Source organism: Nonomuraea sediminis, from assembly GCF_018531495.1.
GTDB classification, from domain to species: Bacteria; Actinomycetota; Actinomycetes; order Streptosporangiales; family Streptosporangiaceae; genus Nonomuraea; species Nonomuraea sediminis.
Map to the genome: position 1 here is coordinate 281,327 of NZ_JAHDTI010000012.1, position 22,408 is coordinate 303,734.

Consider the following 22,408-nt stretch of genomic DNA (forward strand, 5'->3'; position numbering starts at 1 on the left):
CGTGGTTCACTTCTGAGGTATGAAGACGATCGAGCTGTCGGCCGGGACGATCGAGTACGAGGACACCGGCGAGGGCCCGGTGCTCGTGCTGCTGCACGGGTTGATGATGGACGCCACCCTCTGGCGGGACGTGATCGCCGACCTCGCCGCCGACCACCGCTGCGTCGCCCCCACGCTGCCCATGGGCGCCCACCGCCGGGCGATGCGCCAGGACGCGGACCTGTCGCTCACCGGACTGGCCGAACTGGTGGAGGAGTTCCTCGAGCGGCTCGACCTACGCGAGGTGACCCTGGTCGGCAACGACACCGGCGGCGCCCTGGTCCAGCTCGTGATGCGGGGCGGATCGGAGCGCGTGGCGCGCGTCGTGCTGATCTCGTGCGACGCCTTCGACAACTTCCCGCCGGGCCTGACCGGCAGGACGCTGGTGGCGACGGGCAAGCTGCCGCCCGCGCTGTTCGGCGCGTTCATGCAGCAGATGCGGCTGCGCCTGGTACGGCGCCTGCCGATCGCGTTCGGCTGGCTGACCAGGCGCGGCGACGCCGCCACCGCCCGCTGGATGCGGCCCGTGCTGCGGCAGCCCGACATCCGCCGCGACACGGTCAAACTGCTCCGCGCGGCCGCCGCGGAAAAGGACTTCCTCACCGACTCGTCCGAGTGGCTGCCCACCTTCCAGAGGCCGGCCCTGATCGTGTGGGCGAGCCAGGACCGCGTCATGCCGCCCGAGCACGGCCGCCGCCTGGCCGCTCTGCTCCCACAGGCCGAGCTGGCCGAGATCGACGACAGCTACACGCTGGTTCCCCTGGACCAGCCCGAACGCCTGTCCGCACTGGTCCGCAAGTTCACGACCGTCCGGCAGCAGTCAGGTTGACGAGGACCTGGGTGCCCCGCCCCGTCTGATACCAGAACATGCCCTCCTCCGCATTCAGCGTGGGCGGGGCCTGGTCACCCCGGCGCGTCGGAATGGAGAACAACTGGCCGGTGCGTCCGGTCGCGAGATCGTACACGGCGACCGCCGCGCCACCGGCGCTCTTCTGGTTGAGCAGGATGAAGCGGCCCGAGTACAGCTCGTCACCCTGGGCGGTGCCCGGCAGTCCATGCAAGCCGGTGCCGTCGCGCCGCCAGGACTCGACGCCGTTGACGCACCACGTCACTCCGCACGCGTTCCAGGAGCTTCGCCCGGCGGGAGGGACGGCGTCCCTGCGCTCGTCGGTGAGGACGTTCCTGACGTGCTCCATGGGGCGCGGGACCGGGTGATCCAGCGTCCTGTCCTGCGGTGGCCACCCGGCCCATGGCCAGTCGAGGAGGTAGTAGCCCCGCGTACCCTGGACCAGAGACGGCTGCCCGCCCCGCAGCGGGACCCGGTAGACGCCGCCGTCGTAGGGCGACCACACGGCCATGCCGTCGGCCACTGCCAGGTCGATCCCGCCGTAGCTGTTGTCGCTGGTGACCAGGCCGGTGATCGAGGCCAGCCGCCGAGGCGTGCCGCCGGTGACGGGCACCGCCCAGATCTCGGTCATGCGGTCCCGGAACGTCGACCACGCCAGGTACCCGTCGCCGAAGACCAGCGGCGCGTTCATCACCCTTACGTCCCGGATCTGCGCGATCCGGGTGAACCGACGGGTGTCCACGTCGTAGGACCAGATCCCGCTGAGCCGGTTCCGGGTGAGCCCTCGCCCCACCACCACCCGGTCGCTGACGAACACGTCCGGTTTGAACATCCCCCCGTCGGGCCCCATGGTCGGGATCTCGTGCACCGCACCCGGCCACACCCGAGTCACCGGCGGCGCGAGCGTCCCGCTGGACAGCGTCGGCCGTACCGCCGGTGCGGGCAGAGTGACCGTACGCGTCGCCACGACGGTGACCGTGACCACCAGCACGATCGCGGCCGCCACCGCCACGGGCGCCCACCAGTCGCGCGCCCGCCCGGACGACGGGGGCGGCAGCGTGGACCGCCCGTCGTCGCGCACGGTCTCGGCCTTGGCGCGCATCGCGTCCCTGAGCCGGTCCTCGATGGTGGTCATGGCCTGCCTCCCAGTTCGCGCTCGAGCCGCTCCAGGGCCCTGGAGGCGGTAGACCGCACCGTGCTCTGCCTGAGGCCTGTCACCTCGGCAATGTCGGCGTCGGACAGGTCGAGGTAGTAGCGCAGCACGAGCACCTCGCGCTGCCGCGCGGGTAACCGGCCGAGCGCGGCCAGCATCTCCTGCCGCGACTCGCCGAGCAGCGCGGCCGACTCCGCGGAGTCCACCGGCTCGTCCGTCCGCCACCGCGCGGCCCTGGCGGCGACGCCGCGTCTGCGCAGCACTGAGCGCGAGCCGTTCAGCACGCAGACACGGATGTAGGTCAGGGTGAGCGTCTCGGGCCGCTTGCCGTGCAGTCTGGAGAAGACGTCCTGCACGACGTCCTCCGCGCTCTCCCGGTCGCCCACGAGCAGTACGGCCAGCCGTACCAGAGCGAGCCGATGCTCGCGATACAGGCCCGCCAGTACCGCCTCGGTTCGGGGCGGCGCGGGGGCGCGAGCGACCATCTCACCGTTCATGCATGAAGAACGCGCGGTAGCGTCGATCCGCTGCATGTGTTCTTGGGTCGATGCTCGTGATTTCTACCGTACACTGTACGGTTGTGAAGGAGCACGCGGTCATCTTCGAACCAGGCGATCCCCCCAGGTCAGGCACGATGATCGTGCTGGATCCGGCGGGCGGTGAGACCGTGCACCTGCACGACGGGCCGGTCAGCGCCACTCGCGTCCCTGTCGCCGACGCCGTGGCGGAGCTGGCCAGGGCCCGCGGCGCGGCGGACGCTCACCCGGCCGCGCGCTTCTGGGGCGGCGCCGCGCTGCTGGCGCTGCAGCTGGTGGCACGCGGCCGCATCCTGCCCGGGGTGTCGGCCGGTGACCACGACGCCTGGCGGGCGGGCCCGTTCGAGGCGGCCGACCTGGCCCGCATCAGGGAGCTGGCCGAGGCGATGCCCGCCGCGGCGCGAGCCGTACCCCTGGACAGCGGGCGGCTGCCGGACGCGGAGAAGCTGCTGCGGGCCTTCCTGGACGCGGTGGCCGACGCGATGCCGCGCTCGCCCGGCGCGGTGCGCGCGACCGGCACCACGGCCTTCGCCGCGATGCGGCCGGTGAAGGTGCCGCGCCTGCGCGGCTGGGCGCAGCAGGTCTCGGCCGGCCTGGACTCCGGCGTACGGCTGTCGCTGCGGGTGGAGAGCGACGGGGCGGCGCACGAGGAGTTCCGTGCCGTGGTCCAGCTGCACAGCCTCGCCGACCCGGCGCTCGTGGTGGACGCGGCCGACCTGTGGGCCGGGCGCGATGCCGGGCTGGGCGCCCGCGCCAAGATCGACGCGATGGTCGAGCTGCGGCGGGCAGCGCGGGCGTGGCCGCGGCTCGAGGTGCTGCTGGAGAGCGCGCTGCCCGACGAGCTGGTGCTCTCGGACGACGACGTGGCCGAGCTGCTGTCAGGCGTCGACCTGGAGGTGCACTGGCCGCGCTCGCTGGTGCGCGGCCTGAGCGCCCGGGCGGTGCTCGGCCAGCGCGACGAGCGGCCCTCCGACCTGCCGTCCTTCCTGGGCGGGCAGCAGGTGACCAGCTTCAACTGGCAACTCGCGCTGGGCGGGCAGGAGCTGACGGCGGCCGAGATGGACCGGCTGGCCGAGGCGCACCGTCCGGTGGTGCGGCTGCGCGACCAGTGGGTGCTGGTCGACCCCGACCTGGGCCGCAAGGCGCGCCAGCGCGACCTCAAACCGCTGACCGGGCTCGAGGCGCTCGGCGCCGCGCTGACCGGCAGCGTCGAGGTCGAGGGCGAGCAGATCGAGGTCTCGCCCAGCGCGTGGCTGCAGGAGCTGCGCGACCGGCTGGGCGAGCCCGAGCAGATCGACCAGCCGCCGGCGCTGGCCGCCACCTTGCGCGACTACCAGCTGCAGGGGCTGCGCTGGCTGGCCAGGATGACCTCGCTCGGCCTGGGCGCCTGCCTGGCCGACGACATGGGCCTGGGCAAGACGATCACGCTGATCGCGCTGCACCTGCACCGCGGCGGCACCGGGCCCACGCTGGTGGTCTGCCCCGCGTCGCTGATGGGCAACTGGGAGCGCGAGATCGCGAGATTCGCCCCGGGGGTGCCTTTCACGCGTTATCACGGCACGAAGCGGGAGCTGCCGGAAGAGGGGTTCGTCCTGACCACCTACGGCACGATGCGGCTGGACGCCGAGCGGCTGGGCGGCCACCCGTGGGGAATGCTGGTGGCCGACGAGGCCCAGCACGTCAAGAACCCGGCCTCGGGCACCGCCAAGGCGCTGCGCGAGATCCCCGCCGCCGCCCGCGTCGCGCTGACCGGCACCCCGGTGGAGAACAACCTGTCGGAGCTGTGGGCGATCCTCGACTGGGCCACCCCCGGCCTGCTGGGGTCGCTGCCCCGCTTCCGTTCCCGCTGGGCCAGGCCGGTCGAGTCGGGCGACGGTCAGGCGGCCGAACGGCTGGCCCGGCTGGTGGGGCCGTTCCTGCTGCGCCGCCGCAAGTCCGACCCGGGCATCGCGCCCGAGCTGCCGCCCAAGACCGAGACCGACCGGCCCGTGGCGCTCACCACCGAGCAGGCCACCCTGTACGAGGCGGTCATCAGGGAGATCATGCAGGAGATCAGGGAGGCGCGCGGCATGGCCAGGCGCGGACTGATCGTCAAGCTGCTGACCGGGCTCAAGCAGATCTGCAACCATCCCGCCCAGTACCTGCACGAGGCCGAGCCCCGCCTGGCGGGCCGCTCGGGCAAGCTGGAGCTCCTCGACGAGCTGGTCGACACCATCCTCGCCGAGGACGGCGCCGTGCTGGTCTTCACCCAGTACGTGACCATGGCCAGGCTCCTGGACAAGCACCTGACCGGCCGGGGCGTGGCCACCCAGCTGCTGCACGGCGGCACCTCGGTGGCCAGGCGCGAGGAGATGGTCGCCCGTTTCCAGGAGGGCCGGGCGCCGGTGTTCCTGCTGTCGCTCAAGGCCGCCGGCACCGGCCTCAACCTGACCAGAGCCGACCACGTCATCCACTTCGACCGCTGGTGGAACCCGGCCGTGGAGGAGCAGGCCACCGACCGCGCCTACCGCATCGGACAGACCAAGCCCGTCCAGGTGCACCGCCTGATCACCGAGGGCACCGTCGAGGACCGCATCGCCGAGATGCTGGCCGCCAAACGCGGCCTGGCCGAGGCCGTGCTGGCCGGCGGCGAGGCCGCCCTCACCGAACTGACCGACACCGAGCTGGCCGCGCTGGTGGAGCTGAGATGACCGACGCCAAGGGTTTCGCCGCCTTCCCCGCCCAGCGGGCGGGAGCCCCGTTCGCCACCACCTGGTGGGGCCGCTCGTGGATCAAGGCCCTCGAGGACACCTCGCTCGACCAGGGCCTGCTGCGCAAGGGCCGCGCCTACGCCAAGACCGGACAGGTCGGCCCCATCACCGTCAGCCCCGGCAGGCTGGCCGCCGTCACCGAGAACGAGTACGACACCGTGATGACCGTCGAGCAGCTCTCCGACGCCGAATGGGACCGCTTCCTGGACCAGATCGCCTCCCAGACCGGCCACCTGGCCGCGCTGCTCGAGGGCGAGGTGCCGCACGCGCTGGCCGACGCAGGGATGCCGCTGCTGCCCACGGTCGGCGACCTGGAGCCCGACTGCTCGTGCCCTGACTGGGGGCACCCCTGCAAGCACGCCGCCGCGCTGTGCTACCAGGCCTCCTGGCTGCTGGACGCCGACCCGTTCGTGCTGTTGCTGCTGCGCGGCCGCGGCCGCGGCGACCTGATCGAGGCCCTGCAGTCCCGCGACGCCCCCGCCGAAGGGGTGCCGGTCGAGGAGGCGTACGCGCTCGGCGTGCCGCCGCTGCCCGAGCCGCCGCCGCTCGAGTTCGCCTTCCAGCCGCTCGACCTGGAGCCTGCCGACGGGGTGGAGGTGGGCGCCCTGGCCGTGCTGGCCGCCGACGCCGCCGCCCGGGCGCGGGAGCTGCTGGTGCACGGGCGGCTTGCCGTACTGACCGAGTATCAGGACCGCGTACGGCTGGCCGCCGCGCACGGCCTGGAGGTGGGGCTCGGAGCGGCCGTGCAGGCGTGGCGCCACGGCGGCGCCGGCGGGCTCGAGGCGCTGGAGTCGGCGTGGACGCCGCCGCGACAGGAGCTGGCCAGGGCACGGGCGCTGCTGGCGGAGGCCTGGGAGGGCGAGGCGCCGCAGGTGCAGGAGTGGCGCAACCGGTGGACGATCGGTGCGCTGCAGCTGCGCTTCGGGCGTGACGGCCGGTGGTACCCGTTCACCGAACGGGAGGGCGAGTGGTGGCCGTCGGGTCCGCCCGAGCGCGACCCGTGGGCCTTCAAGCCGGGAGCCTCGTAGCCGACCTGTGGTTTTCCGCAGGGTGAGTGGGGGATGCGCCTCATTCCGGGCCCAGGTCGGCTCTTCCTAGCCTCGTGGGCATGACGGACTGGGTAGTCGAACTCATGGACAAGCTGGGCGCTCCTGGCGCGGCCCTGGCGATCGCGCTGGAGAACCTGTTCCCGCCGCTGCCGAGCGAGGTGATCCTGCCGCTGTCGGGCTTCACCGCCGCCCGCGGCCGGATGGACCTGGTCGAGGCGCTGGTGTGGACCACGCTCGGCTCGGTGGTGGGCGCAGTCGCGCTGTACTGGGTGGGCGCGGTGCTGGGGCGCGAACGGGTGCTGGCGATCGCGGCGCGCCTGCCGCTGGTCAAGGCCTCCGACATCGAGAAGACGGAGGCGTGGTTCCTGCGGCACGGCCGCAAGACGGTGTTCTTCGGGCGGATGATCCCGATCTTCCGCAGCCTGATCTCGGTGCCCGCGGGGGTGGAGCGCATGCCGCTGCCGACGTTCCTGCTGCTGACCACCGCGGGCAGCGCCCTGTGGAACACGGCATTCGTGCTGGCTGGATACTTTCTTGGCGAGAACTGGACATTGGTGGAGGCATACGTGGGGGCAGGGACGAACGTGGTGATCGGGGTGGTGGCCCTGGCCATGGCGGTCTTCGTCGTGGTCCGGCTGACCGAGCGCCGCCGCGGCCGCCACCGCTGAGGGGGCTCGGTGACCGGGATTCGGGTGCTCGGCGTGGTGGCGCTCGGTGCGCTGACGGCACTGGCCGAGCTGGTCTTCCTGCTGGTGACGCTGCCGTTCCTGACGCGGCGGAAGGTGCGGGCGGCAGCCGTACGGCTGGCGTTGTTCGAGGCGCGGCGGCTGGGCATCTCGGACGGCGAGCTGGAGCCGCGCCGGCGGGAGGTGCGCTACCTGGCGCTGCGGGCGCCGGTCGGGATCCTGGGCGGCGTGGTGGTCGGCCTGCTGGTGATCGGCGTCGTGACCGGGGTCAGGATCGTGTGGACGTGGAGCGTGGGGGAGGCCTTCGACGGGATGGCCCCCACGGTGCCGATCGTGCTCTACCTCGGGCTGCTCGGCCTGGTGCTGCTGTTCCTCGACCTGTCGGGGGTGGCCGGGGTGCACGCGCTCGAGCGGCGCCTGGCCAGGCGGCTGCTGGGGCCCGACCCCACCGAGGCGCTGCGCCGCCGCATCGCCGAGCTGGCCGAGAGCAGGGCCGGGATCGTGGCGGCGGTCGACTCCGAGCGCCGCCGCATCGAACGCGACCTGCACGACGGGCTCCAGCAGCGCCTGGTGGCACTGTCGATGCTGGTGGGCAGGGCCAGAAGGGGCCGTCCCGAACTGCTGGAGCAGGCGCACGAGCAGGCCCAGCAGGCGCTGGCCGAGCTGCGGGAGGTGGCCTGGCGGGTGTACCCGAGCGCGCTGGACGCGCTCGGGCTCGGCGAGGCGCTTGCCGGGGTGGCCGAGCGCGCCGGCATCCCCGTGCACATCAGGTCGGTGCCGCCGGAGCGGCTGCCGATGGCGGTGGAGACGGTGGCCTACTTCGTCGTCAGCGAGGCCGTCACCAACGCCGCCAAGCACGCCGGAGCCGCCCGTATCACCGTTGACGTCCATCGAGAGGACAGCATGATCATCGTTCGTGTGGAGGACGACGGCGCGGGAGGCGCCGTCGCCTCCGGGGGCGGCCTGTCGGGTCTGGCCCGCCGGGTGGCGGCCCTGGACGGCCGTTTCGAGGTGGCCAGCCCGGCGGGCGGCCCCACCACGATCACCGCCCGGCTGCCGGAGAAGGCGGAGACGCCGTGAGGGTGATGCTGGCCGAGGACTCCACGCTGCTGCGGGAGGGTCTGGTGCGGCTGCTGCAGGAGGAGGAGCACGAGGTGCTCGCCGCGGTGGGCGATGCGGACGCGCTGGTGGACGCGGTGGCCGCCGACCAGCCGGACGTGGTGGTGGTCGACGTGCGGATGCCGCCCACGCACACCGACGAGGGGCTGCGGGCGGCGCTGGAGATCCGGCGCCGCTGGCCGCGGGTGTGCGTGCTGGTGCTGTCGCAGTACGTGGAGAAGAAGTACGCCACCGAGCTGATGAGCGGTGACGTGGCGGGCGTCGGCTACCTGCTGAAGGACCGGGTGGCGCAGGTGGGCGACTTCCTGGACGCGCTCGAGCGGGTGGGCGCGGGCGGGGCGGCCTTCGACCCCGAGGTGGTGCGCCAGCTGCTGGCCCGCACCAGCCAGGTCGACCCGCTGGCCACGCTCACGCCGCGCGAACGGGACGTGCTCGAACGCATGGCGCAGGGGATGACCAACGCCTCGATCGCCCAGGAGCTGCACGTGTCGCAGAGCGCGGTGGAAAAGCATGTCAACGCGCTGTTCGACAAGCTGCGCCTGTCGCACACCACCGGCTACAGCCGCAGGGTGCTGGCGGTGCTGAGGTTCCTCGAGTCTTGACAAATATAATTGTCGGTGAGAGGTTGGGGGCACGGCAACCGAAGGAGCGTGCGCCATGACGAAGATCGTCGCCGGTCTGTTCATATCCCTGGACGGCGTAGTGGAAGCGCCGGAGAAGTGGCACTTCCCGTACTTCAACGATGAGATGGGCCAGGTCGTGGCCGACCAGATGGCCGAGGCGGACGCGATGCTGCTCGGCCGCCACACCTACGACGAGTTCGCCGCGTTCTGGCCGGACCAGAAGGACGACGAGTTCGCCGACAAGATGAACGGCGCCAAGAAGTACGTCGTGTCCACCACGGTGAAGGAGCCCTCCTGGCAGAACACCAGCGTGCTCGGCCTGGACGACCTGCGCGCCGACCGTGACGAGACGCTGTCGATCACCGGCAGCCCCACGCTGATCAGGTCGCTGCTGAGCGAGGGCCTGCTGGACGAGCTGCGCCTGCTGGTGCACCCGATCGTGGTCGGCGAGGGTAGGAAGCTGTTCGACGGCTACGGCCAGGTCCCGCTGCGGCTGATCGACTCCAGGACCTTCGGCACGGGCGTGCTGTACCTGACCTACGGGAAGGCCTGACGATGGGCAAGACCACCGCCGAGAAGCTGCTGATCAAGCCGGGCACCACGGTCTGGTTGGCGGACGAGGCCCACCGCGACCGCCTCGGCCCGCTACCTGACGGCGCCGCCTACACCGGCGAGCCCGGTCAGGCCGCGGTCGGCGTCGTCTTCGCCGACGACGCCGCCGCTGCCCACGCGGTCCTGGACAAGCACCGCGACCAGCTCACCGTGCCGGCCGTGCTGTGGGTGGCCTACCGCAAGGGTGGCAGGTCCGACATCAACCGCGACACGCTGTGGCCGATCGTGCTGGAGTACGGCCTGCGTCCCAACGGCCAGGTCGCCATCGACGAGGTGTGGTCGGCGCTGCGCTTCCGCCCGCTGAAGCCGGGCGAGACCTTCCAGCCCTAGCCGAGGAACGCGGCCACCGCGGGGCCTGCCGCCTCGGGCACCAGGTCATGGTTCTGGCCTTCGAGCACCTGCAACCTGGCCCCCGCCACGCCGTCGACCACCACTCGCGCGGCCTCGTGCAGCACGGGGGCGTTGTCGCCGCCCAGCAGCACGAGCGCGGGCACGTGGACCGCGCTCAGGTCGGTGTGGGTGCCGACGATGGCCACCTCGTACGGCAGCGATCCGGCGATCGCCTCCAGCCCGGCCCGGAAGGGCGCGTGCCGTACCTGCTCGACCACCTCGGCGGGCAGGCCGATCCATTCGCGCTGGAAGGTCTCCACCGCCTCGCCCCGCCGCCCGCCGGCGAGCATCTCCTCCAGCCGTTGCTTGAGCTCGGGCGGCTCGGTCCTGCCCTGGTGGCCGGCGTTGAGCGGCGGGTCGTACATGACCAGACGGGTGATGGCCGAGCCGCGGCCCAGTGCCTTGAGCGCGACGTGGGCGCCGGAGGAGTGGGTGAAGGCCATCGCCGAGCCGCCCGCCTCGGCGATGAGCGCGTCCAGGTCGTCGATCTCGTGCTCGGCCGGAGCCAGGCCGGTGTCGGGACTGTCGGAGCTCTGGCCGCGCCCGCGCCGGTCGTAGGTGTAGACGGTGAAGCGGTCCGCCAGGTGTTCGGCCAGGCCGGTGCCGTGGTGGTGGTCGCAGAACGCGCCCGAGATCACGATGACGGCCGGGCCCGAGCCGGTCTTCTCGTAGGCGATGGTGACGCCGTCTTTCGAGGTAAGAGTGTTCATGTGCCCCCTACGAACGGGTGGGTGCCAGACCGACACTCCTCATGCGGAAACTTCCGCCAGCCTTCTGGCGAGGTAGCGGCGGTCGGCGTCGGTGGTGGCCAGCTCCAGCGCCTGCCGGTAGGCGAGGGCCGCCTCCGTCCGGCGTCCCAGCCGCCGCAGCAGGTCAGCCCGCGTGGCGGGCAGCAGGTAGTAGCCCCGCAGCTCGTCCGACAGGCGGTCCACCAGCTCCAGGCCCGCCTCTGGGCCGTCGGCCATGGCCACGGCCACCGCCCGGTTGAGCTCGACCACCGGCGACGGCATCAGGTGTGACAACCTGCCGTACAGCAGCGCGATCTGGGGCCAGTCGGTGTCGGCGGGGGTGGCGGCCTCGGCGTGGCAGGCGGCGATGGCGGCCTGCACCAGGTACGGGCCCGGCTCGCCGCGGCTCAGGCTGTCGTGCAGGACGGCCAGGCCCTCGGCGATGCGGTCGGCGTCCCAGCGGGAGCGGTCCTGCTCCTCCAGCGTGACCAGCACGCCGTCGGCGTCCACGCGGGTGGCGCGGCGCGCGTCGTGCAGCAGCATCAGCGCGAGCAGGCCGCCCGCCTCGGGCTCGCCGGGCAGCAGCAGCGTCAGCAGCCGGGCCAGCCCGATCGCCTCGTCGCACAGCCGGTGGGCGGTGTAGCCGGAGTTGAACAGCAGGTACAGCACGCCCAGCATCGACCTCAGCCGCTCGGGCAGCAGGTGCGGCGGCGGCACCCGGAACGGGATGCGGGCCTGGCGGATCTTGCGCTTGGCCCGGACCAGGCGCTGCGACATGGTCGGCTCGGGCACCAGGAACGTGCGGGCGATCTCCTCGGTCCTCATCCCGGCCACGGCGCTCAGCGTCAGCGCGATGCGCGCCTCGAACGACAGCGCCGGGTGGCAGCAGGTGAACATCAGCCGCAGCCGGTCGTCGGGGAAGTCGTCGACGTAGGGCTGCTCGGCGGGCTCGGCCAGCTCGCGCAGCTTGGCCGCGCCCACGGCCCTGCGGCGCAGCCGGTCGGTGGCCTTGTTGCGGGCGGTCGTGGTCAGCCAGGCGCCCGGTCTGGGCGGCACGCCCTCGCGCGGCCAGCGTTCGAGCGCGACGGCGAAGGCCTCCTGGGCGCACTCCTCTGCCAGGTCCCAGTCGCCGGTCATGCGGATGAGCGTGGCGACGATCTGTCCCCATTCGGCGCGGTAGGCGGCCTCGAGCTCGGCCGTCATGGCGAGTACACGGGCCTGATCTCGATCATGCCGTAGCGGGCCGAAGGGTGCTCGGCGGCGATCCGCACGGCCTCCTCCAGGTTCGCGGCCTCGATCAGGTTGATGCCGCCGATCTGGTCCTTGGTCTCGGCGAACGGCCCGTCGGCGATCAGCACCTCGTCGCGCACCCGGACCATGGTGGCCTCGCCGCTCGGGTCCAGGCCCACGCACTGCTCCAGCACGCCGCGGGCGGTCATCTCCTCGACCCAGCCGCCGCATCCCGCCTCGTTCTGGGCCCGCCTCACGTGTTCCGGAGCTTCGGAGTCGTAGCGGATCATCAGGACGTATTTCACGATCTGAGCCTACTGTTGGGAGGCGTGATCGATCTGAAGGCGCTCAACCGGGCCACCCTTTCGCGGCAACTGCTGCTCGAGCGGCATCGCATGCCCGCCGTACAGGCTGTCGAGCATCTGGTGGGACTGCAGGCGCAGGCGCCGATGCCGCCGTATTTCGGCCTGTGGTCGCGCCTTGCCGGGTTCTCCACCGGCGAGCTGTCGCGGCTGCTGCTCGAGCGCGAAGTAGTGCGCGTCGTGCTGATGCGCGGCACCGTGCACCTGGTCAGCGCCGCCGACTGCCTGGTGTTGCGGCCGCTGACCCAGCCGATCCTGACCCGCTACCTGGAGACCGTGTACGGCCCGCGGCTGGCGGGCGTGGACCGGCAAGAGGTCCTGGCGGCCGGCAGGAAGGCGCTGGACGGCGCCCCGCTGACCGCGGCCAGGCTGGGCGCGGTGCTGGCCGAGCAGTTCCCCGAGGTGGCGGCGGCCGACCTGGCGCAGGTGATGCGCAGCCTGGTCGCGCTGGTCCAGGTGCCACCGCGCGCCGTATGGGGCAAATCCGGGCAGACCGCCTACGCCACCGCCGAGTCGTGGCTGGGCCGCGAGCTGCATCCCGAGCCGTCGATCGACGAGGTGGTGATCCGCTACCTGCGCGCGTTCGGGCCTGCCACGGTGGCCGACGTGCAGGCCTGGTCGGGGCTGACCGGGCTGCGCGAGGTCGTCGAGCGGCTGCGGCCGCGCCTGATCGAGCTGGACGGCGGGCTGTACGACCTGCCCGAGGCGCCCAGGCCGGGCGCGGACGTGGCGGCGCCGGTGCGGCTGCTCGCGCCCTTCGACAACCTGCTGCTCAGCCACGCCGACCGCACCCGGATCATCACCGACGAACACCGCAAGCGCGTCATCACCGTCAACGGGCAGGTCCTGGGCACGATTCTGGTCGACGGGTTCGTGCGCGGCACCTGGAAGCGCGACAAGAACCGCCTGAGCGTCGAACTGTTCGAGCCCGTCACCGATTCGCAGGCGGCCGAGATCGAGGCCGAGGCCACGGCACTGCTGGCCTTCGCCGAACCCGGCCGCGAGCCGCACATCGAGGGGATCTAGATGGGCTACGTCTACACCGCCGCGGAGCAGATCGTGGCCGCGCCGCCGGAGCGGGTGTTCGCGCTGGTCACCGACTGGCCGCGGCACCGCGAGTGGATGTTCATGACCGACGCCCGCCTGGTGGCGCCCGGCCGGGTCGAGGCCTACACCGGGCTGCGGCCGTTCGGGTTCCTCGACACGATGACGATCACCCGGTGGGAGCCGCCGCACGTGCTCGTGGTCGAGCACACCGGACGGCTGGTGCGTGGCCTGGGCGTGATCCGGGTCCAGCCCCATCCCGCCGGCAGCCGCATCATCTGGGCCGAGCGGCTCGAACCGCCGCTCGGCCCGCTCGGGCACGCGCTGTGGCCGCTGGTACGCGCCGTCGCGCGGCCCCTGGCCCGCCGGTCGCTGCGCACTCTGGCAGGACTTTTGTCCTAGCCAACCAGGTATTTCCCAATCTGGGCCGCGGGGCGGGCGGTTCCTAGCGTTGAGTGCCCGTCTCAGCCTTCCCGCCCTGGCTTTCGGCGATCTCGGCCTGGACGCCCACCAACCGCTACGCCGACCTGTCCTGGCAGGTCGTCTTCGGCGGCACGCCTCGGCCGTCCTCGGCCGTGATCCTGCTCGGCTGGCTGGCGGTGTTCTGCTGCTACGCGGTGTACGGCTACCGCCGCGCCGGGCACAGCGCCTAGCCTGTTCGCCGATGTCGGAGCAGAACTACGAGCCGCCCGAGCCCAGGGCCCTCATCCTGCTGGTCCTCATGGGGATCACCGGGGTCGTCTGGGACACCGTGGACGGCACCTTCCAACCCGCCTGGCTGTCGTGGACGGGCCTGCTGCTGGCCTGCGCACTGTACGTGACGGCCGTGCTGAGCCGCTTCGGTTCCCACCCCGGGCGGAGCCGGTTGGCTGTCGCGGGCATGGCCGTGGTGGTCGTGCTGCTCGGCGTGCACTACGGCGACGGCTGGCACTACATGTTCATCCAGCTGGGCGCCGCCATCGGGATCGTGCTGACCGGGCCGCCGCTGCGGATCAGCCTGCCCGTGCTCAGCCTGCTGACGGCGGCGGTGACCTGGTGGCACGGCGTCGGCATCCAGGGCGTCATGGCCTTCTCCTGGTCGACGTTCAGCGTGGGCGCGGTGCTGGCGCTGGTGCTCAACCTGCACGCCATCATCGCCGAGGTACGCCACACCCGGCAGCGGCTGGCCGAGGCGGCCGTGGCCGAGGAACGGCTGCGCTTCTCCCGCGACCTGCACGACCTGCTCGGGCACACCCTGTCGGTCATCGTGGTCAAGGCCGAGGCGGTACGCCGCCTGGTCGCCCGCCACCCCGACCAGGCCGCGGCGCAGGCCGCCGACATCGAGGCGGTGGGACGGCAGGCGCTCACCGAGGTACGCGAGGCCGTCACCGGCTACCGCTCGGGCGGGCTGGCCGTCGAGCTCGACCGGGCGCGGGAGGCGCTGGCCGCAGCCGGGGTGTCGGTGGTGGTACGCCGCACAGGACCGCCCCTCGCGGCACAGGCCGAGGCGTTGCTGGGGTGGGTGGTGCGCGAAGGGGTCACCAACATCATCCGCCACTCGGGAGCCAGCACCGCGGAGATCTCCCTGTCCGGCTCCTCGGTGACGATCCGCGACAACGGCCTCACGGCGGCACCCGCCGCGTCCGGGGGGAGCGGCTTGCGCGGCCTTTCGGAACGCCTCGCCCAAGCAGGCGGCCACATCACCGCCGGCCCCCTCACCACCGGCGGCTTCGAACTCACCGCCACCTTCCCACCCACCGACTGACCCCTTGCCCCAGGGTCCTCGGTCCAGCTCCCGCCTGGCCCCGCCGAACCTCACCCCGTCGCCACCTCACGCAGCAGCGACCCGGGTGGCAACAAGGCCCAGGCGGCATCGACCCTGGAGGCAGCGAGACGGGCTGCAACGAGACGCGGCGGCAGCGAAGCCCGAGCGGCGCGGGCCCTCAGGCGCCGGGTCGGCGGGAAGGAGTACGGCGGAGCCCGGCGCCACGTACGGCGGAGCCCGGCGCCACGTACGGCGGAGCCCGGCGCCACGTACGGCGAATCGGGGAGCACCAGGCGTTGGCGGCGAGCTTCGCCGTACGGGGCGCCGCGCGAGCGCGGTGCCTCCCAGGCGCCGGGTCGGCGAGAAGGAGTACGGCGGAGCCCGGCGCCACGTACGGCGGAGTCCGGCGCCTCGTACGGCATTGGGTAGCACCAGGGCACCGCGCCTCAGGCTGGAGTCTTGGCGCCACTGTCCAGGGCTTCGAACAGGGACGCCGCGCGGGTGGCGGTATGCGAGGCCCAGCGACCGGTGCTGAGAAGCCCAAGGGCGAGGATGCCGACACCGAGCCCCAGCAGCATCCACCACACCCCGTGTGCCGCGTCGGTGAAAGTAGTCCCCCCACGCCCCACGATCGCGCCGGAGATCGCGACACCCAGCGTGGTGCCGGTCTGGCGACCAGCGGAGGCCAGCGAGGTCGCCACCCCGGCCATCGAACGAGGCATCCCGGAAACCGCCGTGTTGGTGATCGGCGGGTTGACCGTACCCAGGAAGACGCCGAACAACAGATAGACCGCGAGTACGGCAGGCACCGGCGTGACCGGCCCGAGCCAGAGCGACGCACCACCCCCCACCGCCAGCGCACCCCCGGAGACCACCAGCGGCACCCGAGGCCCCCGCCCGCCGACCACCCGTCCGGTGAACGGTGAGAGCACCACGATCAGCACCCCGACCGGCAACAGGCACAGCCCCGCCGTAAGCGCCGACATCCCCCGCACATCCTGCAGATACTGGGTGGTCACAAACAGAAACCCACCAAACCCGCACAAAGCGAACAACGCCATCAGGATCGCCGAACTGAACGGCACGCTCCGGAACAACCGCAGCTCTAGCAGCGGATCGGCCCGGCGCGGCTCGTATCCGAGAATGCCCACCACGCCGAGCACGGCAACAGCGAGCAACCCCAGGATGACCGGAGAAGTCCAGCCCAGCCGCCTGGATTCGATGATCGCGTAGACGACGCAGCTCAGCACCACGATCACCAGGACCTGACCCACTGGATCGAACCTGCGCGCCCGGGCGGCCCGCGACTCGGGCACGAACAGCGCCGTGCACCCGATCGCGGCGACCACGATCGGCACATTGATCCAGAAAATGGAATGCCACCCGAACCCGTCCACCAGTGCGCCGCCGAGGATCGGCCCCAGCGCCAGCGACAGCCCGGTCACCGAGCCGAACACCCCGATGGCCCTGGCCCGCTCGGCCGGATCGGGGAACGTGGTGGCGACGATCGCCATCGCCACCGGGTTGAGCATCGTGCCTCCAACGGCCTGCACCGCACGCGCGGCGATCAGCCAGCCGATGCTCGGCGCCAGACCGCACAACAGCGAGCCGACCCCGAAGACCACCAGCCCGACCTGGAACACCCGCCGACGCCCGACCCGGTCGGCGGTCGACCCGGCCAGCACCAGAAAACCGGCCAGCACCAGCGTGTACGCGTCGACCGTCCACTGCATGCCCGACACCGAGGCGTGCAGATCCCGGCGGATCGTCGGCAGCGCCACGTTGACGATGGAGATGTCCATCACCACGACGATCACGCTGGCACAACAGATCCCGAGCACCAGCAACCGCCGCCGCCGACTGAGCTCGGCCTCGACCTTCAAATCACTCATGCCCGCGAAGCTAGAAATTAGAGCACGCTCAAAGTCAAACCCCACCACCCTGGGGCACGACCACCCAGCTCCGCCCCATCGAGCCCACCACCCCACCCCCAGCCGAGCCCTTACCCCCGCTCCACGCTCCGTCCCCGCCGTACGCGGTCCCGTCTCCGCCGTACGTGGCGCCGGGCTCCGCCGTACTCATCCTCGCCGCCCTGGTGCCCAGAAGACCGGGCGGACGCGCGGCGTCTCGCGAAGGTCGCCGCCGACGCCCGGGAGAACCCGCTGACGCGTGAGGCTTCGCGGCAAGTGCGCTGCCCGCGCTGCGCCGGGGTGCGGTCTGGCGTTCTGCCTGGGCTGGTGGGTCGGGTTGCTTGCTGTACGGGTGCTGGCTTCCGAGGTTCGCGAGAGGGTGTCAGTGGGTGGTGGCGGCGGCTGCGTGGTGGGCTATGGCGGCGGCGAAGGCGGAGATGACGGGGTGGGGGCGGGTGCCGTCGCCGGAGAGTTCGGGCTGGAACATCGCGGCCAGGAAGAAGGGGTGGCCGGGAAGTTCGGCGACCCTGACGGCGCCGTCGTCGGCGGCGTGGCCGCTGAAGACCAGGCCGTGGCTCCGCAGCAGCTGCTTGTAGTCCTCGTTGAGGCCGTAGGAGCAGATGTAGGCCTCGACCGTGGTCCGGCGGCCCATGATCTGCTCGACGCGCGTGCCCGGCTCGAGGGTGACCTCGCCCTCGTGGCCCGCCAGGGAGCAGGCCAGCGGCGTGAGCAGGAACTCGCGCAGGTCGTCGGGCTGGTTCTCGGCGTGGGCCACGTCCAGGCCGCACACATTCCTGGCGTATTCGAGCAGCATGTGCTGGAAGCCGCCGCACGTGCCCAGGAACGGGATGCCGTTCTCGCGAGCCGTACGCGCCGCGTGCACGGCGCCGTCCTCGCTGGCGTACGGGCTGCCGGGCACCATCCAGATGCCGTCGAAGCGCTCCAGGCCTTCGGTGTCGGTGGTGGGGATCCAGTACGGGTCGAGGGCGATGCCGTCGCGCTCGCGCAGCGCCTCGAGCAGCCTGGGGATGCGCACGTGCGAGCGGACGCTGGGGGAACGGTCTCCGACCAGGGCGATTCTCATGCCCACCATGGTGGCCCGGCCCCCCGCTTAAGCGCCAACGATGATATTTGGACCTGATATAAGCATTACTGATGGACCCGCATCTGCTCCGCACCTTCGTGACCGTGGCCAGGCTCGGCTCGTTCTCGGCCGCGGCCGAAGAGCTCGGCTACACCCAGTCGGCGATCTCCCAGCAGGTCGCTGCGCTGGAGGCCGACCTGGGCCTGCCGCTGCTCGGACGGCGTCCCGTCGCGCCGACGGAGGCGGGCGAGCGGCTGCTCGAGCACGCCGAACCGCTGCTGCTCCGCATCAGCGCCGCCCGCGCCGACGTGCGCCGCACCGCCGCCACTCCGGCTCACCGCCTCACGCTCGCGACCACGCCGCTGGCGCTCACGGCGCGGCTTGCCGTACGGCTGGCCCGGGCGTTGGAGGAGCAGCCGCGGCTGCGGGTGAGCGTGGGTACGGCGGGCCTGCCCGACGTGGCGACCCGGGTGGCGGCGGGGGAGGCGGAGGTGGGGCTGGCCGACGGCGTCACCGCGCCCAGCGATCCGCTGCGGCTGCCGGAGGTGGGACCGCTGGTCGCGATCGGGGTCGCCGAGGAGGACCTGGTGGTGGCGCTGCCCGCCGACCATCCGCTGGCGGGCCGTTCGGGGCTGCGGCTGCACGACCTGGTGGACGCCGGGTGGCTGCAGACCGCGCTGTGCCCGGTGGAGCGACTGCGCGACCTGATGGGTGAGGGCTTCCGGGTGACGATGGACTACTCAGGCCAGGACGTGCAAACAGTCCTCAACCTGGTCGCCGCGGGGATCGGGCTGACGCTGCTTCCGGCCTCACTGGCGCCCGGCGTGCCGCTGGTGGCGCCCCGGCTGGTGCACCGCGTCGAGGTCCTGCACGCCACCCTCCCACCAGGCCCGGCGTCCCAGCTGGTGACCGCACTCACGGCCTGACGGCTCAGCCGTACAGCCAGGAGGACAGGAGACGGCTGAGTCTCGGCATGACGATCCAGGTCATGAGCGCGGTGAGGACAGGCAGGAGCAGCGCGAACCGCAGCGGCGGTGCCGGCGGGGACAGGAGCGGTGCGGCGACGGTGGTGATGGTGAGCAGCAGGACGTAGAGGGCCGCGAGGGTGACGAGCCAGGTCTTCCAGCGGGCAGGAGGGCGGACGACCCGGCCGTCGATGGGTGCGAACCAGCCGTCGAGCCCGGTCAGGTCGCGTTCGAGGGACGGGGACTCGGCCAGGGCGGCCGACTCGGCGATCAGAGCGGCGCGGTCGGGCGAGGATCTCCAGGAGGCCTCCTCCCTGCCCGCCCGCACGCGCCGGGTGACCAGGACGATCACGGCAGCAGCTCGGTGACCAGGGCGACGGCCTCGTGCAGGTGGCGGCGATCCTGGAGGCGGCTGAAGTGGACGCCGTCGGGGGTGACCACGGCCGTGGCGCCCAGGTGCTCGGCGAACAGCCGTACATGCTCGAGGGGGTCGGGCGTGAGCACCGGGTCGTCGAGGGCGACCAGCACCCGGAACCGCTCGGCGGCCCGCCGGATGCGGTCCCAGTCGAAGCCGCCGTGGAAGAACGAGGCGAGCTGGTCGTAGCCGACCTCGTGGGCCATGGAGGCGACCAGGACGACGCCGGCGTACGGGCCTTCGCGGTCGACGTCGTGCTGCTCGAGCAGGCGTAGCAGGTTGACGCCGCCCAGGCTGTGCCCGACCAGGACGGTGTCGCGGGGGTCGGTCACCTCGGCGGCCACTGCCTTGAGCCAGGGCTCGGGCTGCGGCGCTTCGGGGTCGGGCATCTGCGGGACCCGCACGTCGTGGGGGCTCAGTTCGGCGGCCAGGTGCTCGTACCACGCCTGGTCGGGGGAGCTGGCGTATTCGTGCGAGATGACGACACGGCTCATGACATTCCAATCGAATCGCTACGTTTCGTTTCGATTGGAAACGTAGGCTACGGTGATCTGCATGTCAACCGAGCGCAGGGGTGGGCGCACCCGCAGCCCCGAAGCCCACCAGGCGGTGCTGACCGCCGCCGCCGAACTGCTGGAGGAGGACGGGTATCAGACCCTGACGATCGAGAAGATCGCCGCGCGTTCCGGGGTCGCCAAGAGCACCATCTACCGCTGGTGGCGTTCACGGCCCGAGCTGGTGATGGAGGCCTTCACCCAGACCGTGGACCGGCGGATGCCCGAGCCCGACACAGGATCGGCGCAGAGCGATCTCGCGGTCTTCGTCACCGAGCTCTACCGGGTGGTGAAGCATCCACTGCGCGTCCGAACGCTGCGCGGGCTGATGGCCGAAGCCCAACTCGACGAGGACTTCCGTGAGCCGTTCCGCGCCTGGGTGAACAGCCGCCGCGCGATCGTGGCCCACCTGCTTGAACGCGGCGTCGAACGCGGCGAACTCGACCCCGGCCTGGACATCGGCTATGCGACGGACCTGGTCTTCGGGCCGTTCTGGTACCGGCTGCTCGTGGAACACGAACCGCTCGACCCCGCCGACGCGACAGCCCACGTGACCCGGCTGATCGAGGGCCTCCAGGCGAACACGAAGATCAGGGGTTGAACGACGCCTCGGCCGCGCCGAGGCGCAGGATGGGATCGAGCAAGCCGGGGAAGCGGTCGCCCAGCTCGTCGGCGCGTGGCCGCACCCGCCGGTACCGGCCGTCGACGGTCATGCTGATCAGCCCTGCCTCACGCAGGATTCGCCAGTATTGGACAACGTCGACATCGGCACGTCCAACCCGTCGGCGAGAGCGGAACAGCCGGCGGCATCCTGGTGGACGCCTTCGGTTGGCCCGCGATCTTCCTCGTCAACGTGCCCATCGGCGCGGTCCTGCTGCTGGCCGGGCTGCGCGTCCTGGACGAGTCCCGCAATCCGGGCGCACCCGCGATCGACATCCCGGGCACGGTCCTGTCCGTCCTGGGCGTCGGGGCGCTGACCTACGGGCTGATCGAGGGCGGCTCCCGTGGCTGGACCTCGCCGGTCATCCTGGGCGGCTTCGCCGCCGCGGTGGTGATCCTCGCCGCCTTCCTCGTCGTCGAAGGACGCGCTGCGACGCCGATGCTGCCGCTGCGGCTGTTCCGGCAGCGGCTGTTCACGGTGTCCAACACGGCGATGGTCGTGGTGGGTTTCGCGCTCATGGGTTCGGCCTTCTTCTTCTCCCAGTTCTTCGTGTACGTCCAGGGCAGTTCGATTCTGCGCGCCGGCCTGCAGACTCTGCCCGCCTCCGCCGCCATGGTGATCGTCAGCCCGTTCGCGGGCCGGTTCGCCGCCAGGTACGGCTTCCGCGTCGTGGTCACCGCCGGCCTGGCACTGGCCGGGCTGGGCCTGCTGGCGCTGGGCTCGGTACACGCCGACACCGGTTACGGGAACGTGTGGTGGCGGCTGGCGGTCGTCGGCATCGGTTTCGCCCTCACCATGTCCCCGCTCACCGGCGCCGCCATCCAGGCGGTCAGCCCCCAGGAGGGCGGCCTCGCGTCGGGGATCAGCAGCACCACCCGGCAGATCGGCGCGGTGCTGGGCGTGGCGGTGCTCGGAGCCGTCGTCCGCACCCGGGAATCCGGCGGCGCGTCCTTCGAGGCGGGCCTCAACAGCGCCTTCGTCGCGGCCGGCGCCGTCACCTTGGCCTGCGCCGTGTTCACCGGCCTGTGGCTGGTCAGGTCCAGGCCCGCGGAGGTCGCCGCGCCGCGGGCACGGTCCACGACACCCTCCTGACCTGCCAGGTGCCGTCAGGAACGCGGAATGGCCAGGTACTTGCTCTCCAGGTATTCCTCGATCCCCACCCGCCCGCCTTCCCTGCCCAGACCGGATTGCTTGACGCCGCCGAAGGGTGCCGCCGGATTGGAGACCAGGCCGGTGTTCACCCCCACCATGCCGACCTCCAGCGCCTCGCCGAGGCGGAAAGCCCGGTCGACGTCCCTGGTGAACACGTATCCGACCAGCCCCCACTCGGTGTCGTTGGCCAGGCGCACGGCCTCCTCCTCGTCGTCGAAGGGGATGACCGGAGCCACCGGGCCGAAGATCTCCGTCGACATCAGCGCGGCGTCACGCGGTACGCCGGCCAGCACCGTGGGCGCGTAGAAGTACCCGGGACCCGCCGGCCGCGACCCGCCGACGACGACTGACGCACCCCTGCGGAGCGCGTCGTCCACCAGCCGCTCGACCTTTTCCAGCCCGGCCTGGTCGATCAGCGGCCCGACGCGACCGCCAGCAGGGCGGTGGACAGGCCCATCACGATGATGGTCAGCCCGAGCGCCTCCTTGCGCCCGTACCGGTCGCCGATGTGACCGAAGACGACGGCCCCCAGGGGGCGGAGCAGGAAGCCGACGCCGAACACGGCCAGGGCGCTCAGCAGCGAGACGCCGGGGTTGTCGGCAGGGAAGAAGGCGGCCGCGATCCACGTGGCCAGCGCCGCGTAGACGGAGAAGTCATACCATTCGAGCGTGGTGCCGACCGCCGCCGCGGCGATCACGCGCGTCCTACGGGTACCGGTCGGCTGGGCGGGGTTGGTGAGCATGGTGCGCTCCTTC

General features: G+C 72.0%; 26 protein-coding genes and 1 pseudogene. 15 read left to right on the forward strand and 12 right to left on the reverse strand.

From position 1 onward, the window contains the following. The first annotated feature begins 19 nt into the window (after positions 1-19). On the forward strand, positions 20-868 hold the full coding sequence (locus tag KIK09_RS41175; RefSeq protein ID WP_214324926.1) for an alpha/beta fold hydrolase: 849 nt from the start codon (positions 20-22) through the stop codon (positions 866-868). Here the strand turns inward: KIK09_RS41175 and KIK09_RS41180 are convergent. Together KIK09_RS41180 and KIK09_RS41185 are read right to left on the reverse strand one after the other, a co-directional pair. Then, entirely contained in the window at positions 840-2,021 is a 1,182-nt protein-coding gene (locus KIK09_RS41180) for a TolB-like translocation protein (protein ID WP_214324927.1), read from the reverse strand. The genes KIK09_RS41175 and KIK09_RS41180 overlap by 29 nt on opposite strands. Next, the gene (locus KIK09_RS41185) at positions 2,018-2,536 is read right to left on the reverse strand and encodes an RNA polymerase sigma factor (protein WP_250574589.1); all 519 of its coding nucleotides are present in this window, start codon (positions 2,534-2,536) and stop codon (positions 2,018-2,020) included. Before KIK09_RS41185 ends, KIK09_RS41180 begins: the two co-directional genes overlap by 4 nt. Before the next feature lie 83 nt (positions 2,537-2,619). On the opposite strand from KIK09_RS41185, the gene KIK09_RS41190 reads away from it, so the two are divergent. The 7 genes from KIK09_RS41190 (at position 2,620) to KIK09_RS41220 (ending at position 9,744) form a co-directional block, all read left to right on the forward strand. Then, positions 2,620-5,265, forward strand: coding sequence for an SCO1167/SCO6262 family helicase (locus tag KIK09_RS41190; protein ID WP_308164625.1), 2,646 nt, complete (start codon positions 2,620-2,622; stop codon positions 5,263-5,265). Then, positions 5,262-6,353, forward strand: a complete 1,092-nt coding sequence (locus KIK09_RS41195; RefSeq protein ID WP_214324929.1) for an SWIM zinc finger family protein — start codon at positions 5,262-5,264, stop codon at positions 6,351-6,353. The genes KIK09_RS41190 and KIK09_RS41195 overlap by 4 nt, the downstream gene beginning before the upstream one ends. Before the next feature lie 80 nt (positions 6,354-6,433). Continuing rightward, complete coding sequence (locus tag KIK09_RS41200) at positions 6,434-7,042, forward strand: DedA family protein (RefSeq protein WP_214324930.1); 609 nt, start codon at positions 6,434-6,436, stop codon at positions 7,040-7,042. Between the two features lie 9 nt (positions 7,043-7,051). Beyond that, positions 7,052-8,140: a sensor histidine kinase gene (locus KIK09_RS41205; protein WP_214324931.1), complete on the forward strand. Its 1,089-nt coding sequence runs from the start codon at positions 7,052-7,054 to the stop codon at positions 8,138-8,140. Continuing rightward, positions 8,137-8,781: a response regulator transcription factor gene (locus KIK09_RS41210; RefSeq protein ID WP_214324932.1), complete on the forward strand. Its 645-nt coding sequence runs from the start codon at positions 8,137-8,139 to the stop codon at positions 8,779-8,781. The genes KIK09_RS41205 and KIK09_RS41210 overlap by 4 nt, the downstream gene beginning before the upstream one ends. A 55-nt stretch (positions 8,782-8,836) precedes the next feature. After that, the gene (locus tag KIK09_RS41215; protein WP_214324933.1) at positions 8,837-9,355 is read left to right on the forward strand and encodes a dihydrofolate reductase family protein; all 519 of its coding nucleotides are present in this window, start codon (positions 8,837-8,839) and stop codon (positions 9,353-9,355) included. Positions 9,356-9,357: 2 nt separating this feature from the next. Next, on the forward strand, positions 9,358-9,744 hold the full coding sequence (locus tag KIK09_RS41220) for a hypothetical protein (RefSeq protein ID WP_214324934.1): 387 nt from the start codon (positions 9,358-9,360) through the stop codon (positions 9,742-9,744). On the opposite strand, the gene KIK09_RS41225 is transcribed toward KIK09_RS41220, so the two are convergent. From KIK09_RS41225 to KIK09_RS41235, 3 genes are read right to left on the reverse strand one after another with little or no spacing between them, the layout of a single operon-like run. Continuing rightward, on the reverse strand, positions 9,741-10,514 hold the full coding sequence (locus KIK09_RS41225) for an alpha/beta fold hydrolase (protein ID WP_214324935.1): 774 nt from the start codon (positions 10,512-10,514) through the stop codon (positions 9,741-9,743). The two genes, KIK09_RS41220 and KIK09_RS41225, sit on opposite strands and share 4 nt — an antisense overlap. A 39-nt stretch (positions 10,515-10,553) precedes the next feature. Next, the gene (locus KIK09_RS41230) at positions 10,554-11,735 is read right to left on the reverse strand and encodes an RNA polymerase sigma factor (protein WP_214324936.1); all 1,182 of its coding nucleotides are present in this window, start codon (positions 11,733-11,735) and stop codon (positions 10,554-10,556) included. Next, positions 11,732-12,067, reverse strand: a complete 336-nt coding sequence (locus KIK09_RS41235; protein WP_308164629.1) for a YciI family protein — start codon at positions 12,065-12,067, stop codon at positions 11,732-11,734. The genes KIK09_RS41230 and KIK09_RS41235 overlap by 4 nt, the downstream gene beginning before the upstream one ends. 24 nt (positions 12,068-12,091) lie before the next feature. Between KIK09_RS41235 and KIK09_RS41240 the strand changes: the two genes are divergently transcribed. From KIK09_RS41240 to KIK09_RS41255, 4 genes are read left to right on the forward strand one after another with little or no spacing between them, the layout of a single operon-like run. Then, positions 12,092-13,150: a winged helix DNA-binding domain-containing protein gene (locus KIK09_RS41240; protein ID WP_308164630.1), complete on the forward strand. Its 1,059-nt coding sequence runs from the start codon at positions 12,092-12,094 to the stop codon at positions 13,148-13,150. Continuing rightward, positions 13,151-13,570 (forward strand): SRPBCC family protein, encoded by a 420-nt coding sequence (locus tag KIK09_RS41245; RefSeq protein ID WP_214324937.1) that lies wholly within the window; start codon positions 13,151-13,153, stop codon positions 13,568-13,570. 53 nt (positions 13,571-13,623) lie between these two features. Further along, the gene (locus tag KIK09_RS41250) at positions 13,624-13,821 is read left to right on the forward strand and encodes a hypothetical protein (RefSeq protein ID WP_214324938.1); all 198 of its coding nucleotides are present in this window, start codon (positions 13,624-13,626) and stop codon (positions 13,819-13,821) included. A gap of 11 nt (positions 13,822-13,832) precedes the next feature. Then, the gene (locus tag KIK09_RS41255; RefSeq protein WP_214324939.1) at positions 13,833-14,912 is read left to right on the forward strand and encodes a sensor histidine kinase; all 1,080 of its coding nucleotides are present in this window, start codon (positions 13,833-13,835) and stop codon (positions 14,910-14,912) included. A 446-nt stretch (positions 14,913-15,358) separates the two neighbouring features. Here KIK09_RS41255 and KIK09_RS41260 read toward each other — a convergent pair whose 3' ends face one another. Next, entirely contained in the window at positions 15,359-16,804 is a 1,446-nt protein-coding gene (locus tag KIK09_RS41260) for an MFS transporter (RefSeq protein WP_214325095.1), read from the reverse strand. Positions 16,805-17,204: 400 nt separating this feature from the next. Next, positions 17,205-17,906, reverse strand: coding sequence for a CTP synthase C-terminal region-related (seleno)protein (locus KIK09_RS41265; RefSeq protein WP_250574592.1), 702 nt, complete (start codon positions 17,904-17,906; stop codon positions 17,205-17,207). Between the two features lie 71 nt (positions 17,907-17,977). Between KIK09_RS41265 and KIK09_RS41270 the strand changes: the two genes are divergently transcribed. Further along, the gene (locus KIK09_RS41270) at positions 17,978-18,832 is read left to right on the forward strand and encodes a LysR family transcriptional regulator (protein ID WP_214324941.1); all 855 of its coding nucleotides are present in this window, start codon (positions 17,978-17,980) and stop codon (positions 18,830-18,832) included. 4 nt (positions 18,833-18,836) lie between these two features. Here KIK09_RS41270 and KIK09_RS41275 read toward each other — a convergent pair whose 3' ends face one another. After that, positions 18,837-19,223 carry a putative antibiotic biosynthesis monooxygenase gene (locus KIK09_RS41275; RefSeq protein WP_214324942.1) on the reverse strand — a complete coding sequence of 129 codons (387 nt, stop codon included), beginning with the start codon at positions 19,221-19,223 and terminating at the stop codon, positions 18,837-18,839. Further along, positions 19,220-19,780, reverse strand: coding sequence for an RBBP9/YdeN family alpha/beta hydrolase (locus KIK09_RS41280; RefSeq protein ID WP_214324943.1), 561 nt, complete (start codon positions 19,778-19,780; stop codon positions 19,220-19,222). Before KIK09_RS41280 ends, KIK09_RS41275 begins: the two co-directional genes overlap by 4 nt. A gap of 61 nt (positions 19,781-19,841) precedes the next feature. Here KIK09_RS41280 and KIK09_RS41285 point away from each other — a divergent pair, with 61 nt between their 5' ends. After that, positions 19,842-20,441 (forward strand): TetR/AcrR family transcriptional regulator, encoded by a 600-nt coding sequence (locus tag KIK09_RS41285; RefSeq protein WP_214324944.1) that lies wholly within the window; start codon positions 19,842-19,844, stop codon positions 20,439-20,441. On the opposite strand, the gene KIK09_RS59625 is transcribed toward KIK09_RS41285, so the two are convergent. After that, positions 20,431-20,553: a hypothetical protein gene (locus KIK09_RS59625; RefSeq protein ID WP_275956454.1), complete on the reverse strand. Its 123-nt coding sequence runs from the start codon at positions 20,551-20,553 to the stop codon at positions 20,431-20,433. The two genes, KIK09_RS41285 and KIK09_RS59625, sit on opposite strands and share 11 nt — an antisense overlap. Before the next feature lie 98 nt (positions 20,554-20,651). On the opposite strand from KIK09_RS59625, the gene KIK09_RS41290 reads away from it, so the two are divergent. Further along, positions 20,652-21,593 (forward strand): MFS transporter, encoded by a 942-nt coding sequence (locus KIK09_RS41290; protein WP_250574646.1) that lies wholly within the window; start codon positions 20,652-20,654, stop codon positions 21,591-21,593. 14 nt (positions 21,594-21,607) lie between these two features. Here the strand turns inward: KIK09_RS41290 and KIK09_RS41295 are convergent. Next, positions 21,608-22,087: pseudogene (locus KIK09_RS41295) on the reverse strand (aldehyde dehydrogenase family protein); the annotation flags it as partial. Further along, complete coding sequence (locus KIK09_RS58435) at positions 22,066-22,395, reverse strand: MFS transporter (RefSeq protein WP_250574593.1); 330 nt, start codon at positions 22,393-22,395, stop codon at positions 22,066-22,068. The gene KIK09_RS58435 and the pseudogene KIK09_RS41295, both read right to left, overlap by 22 nt. Positions 22,396-22,408: the final 13 nt, after the last annotated feature.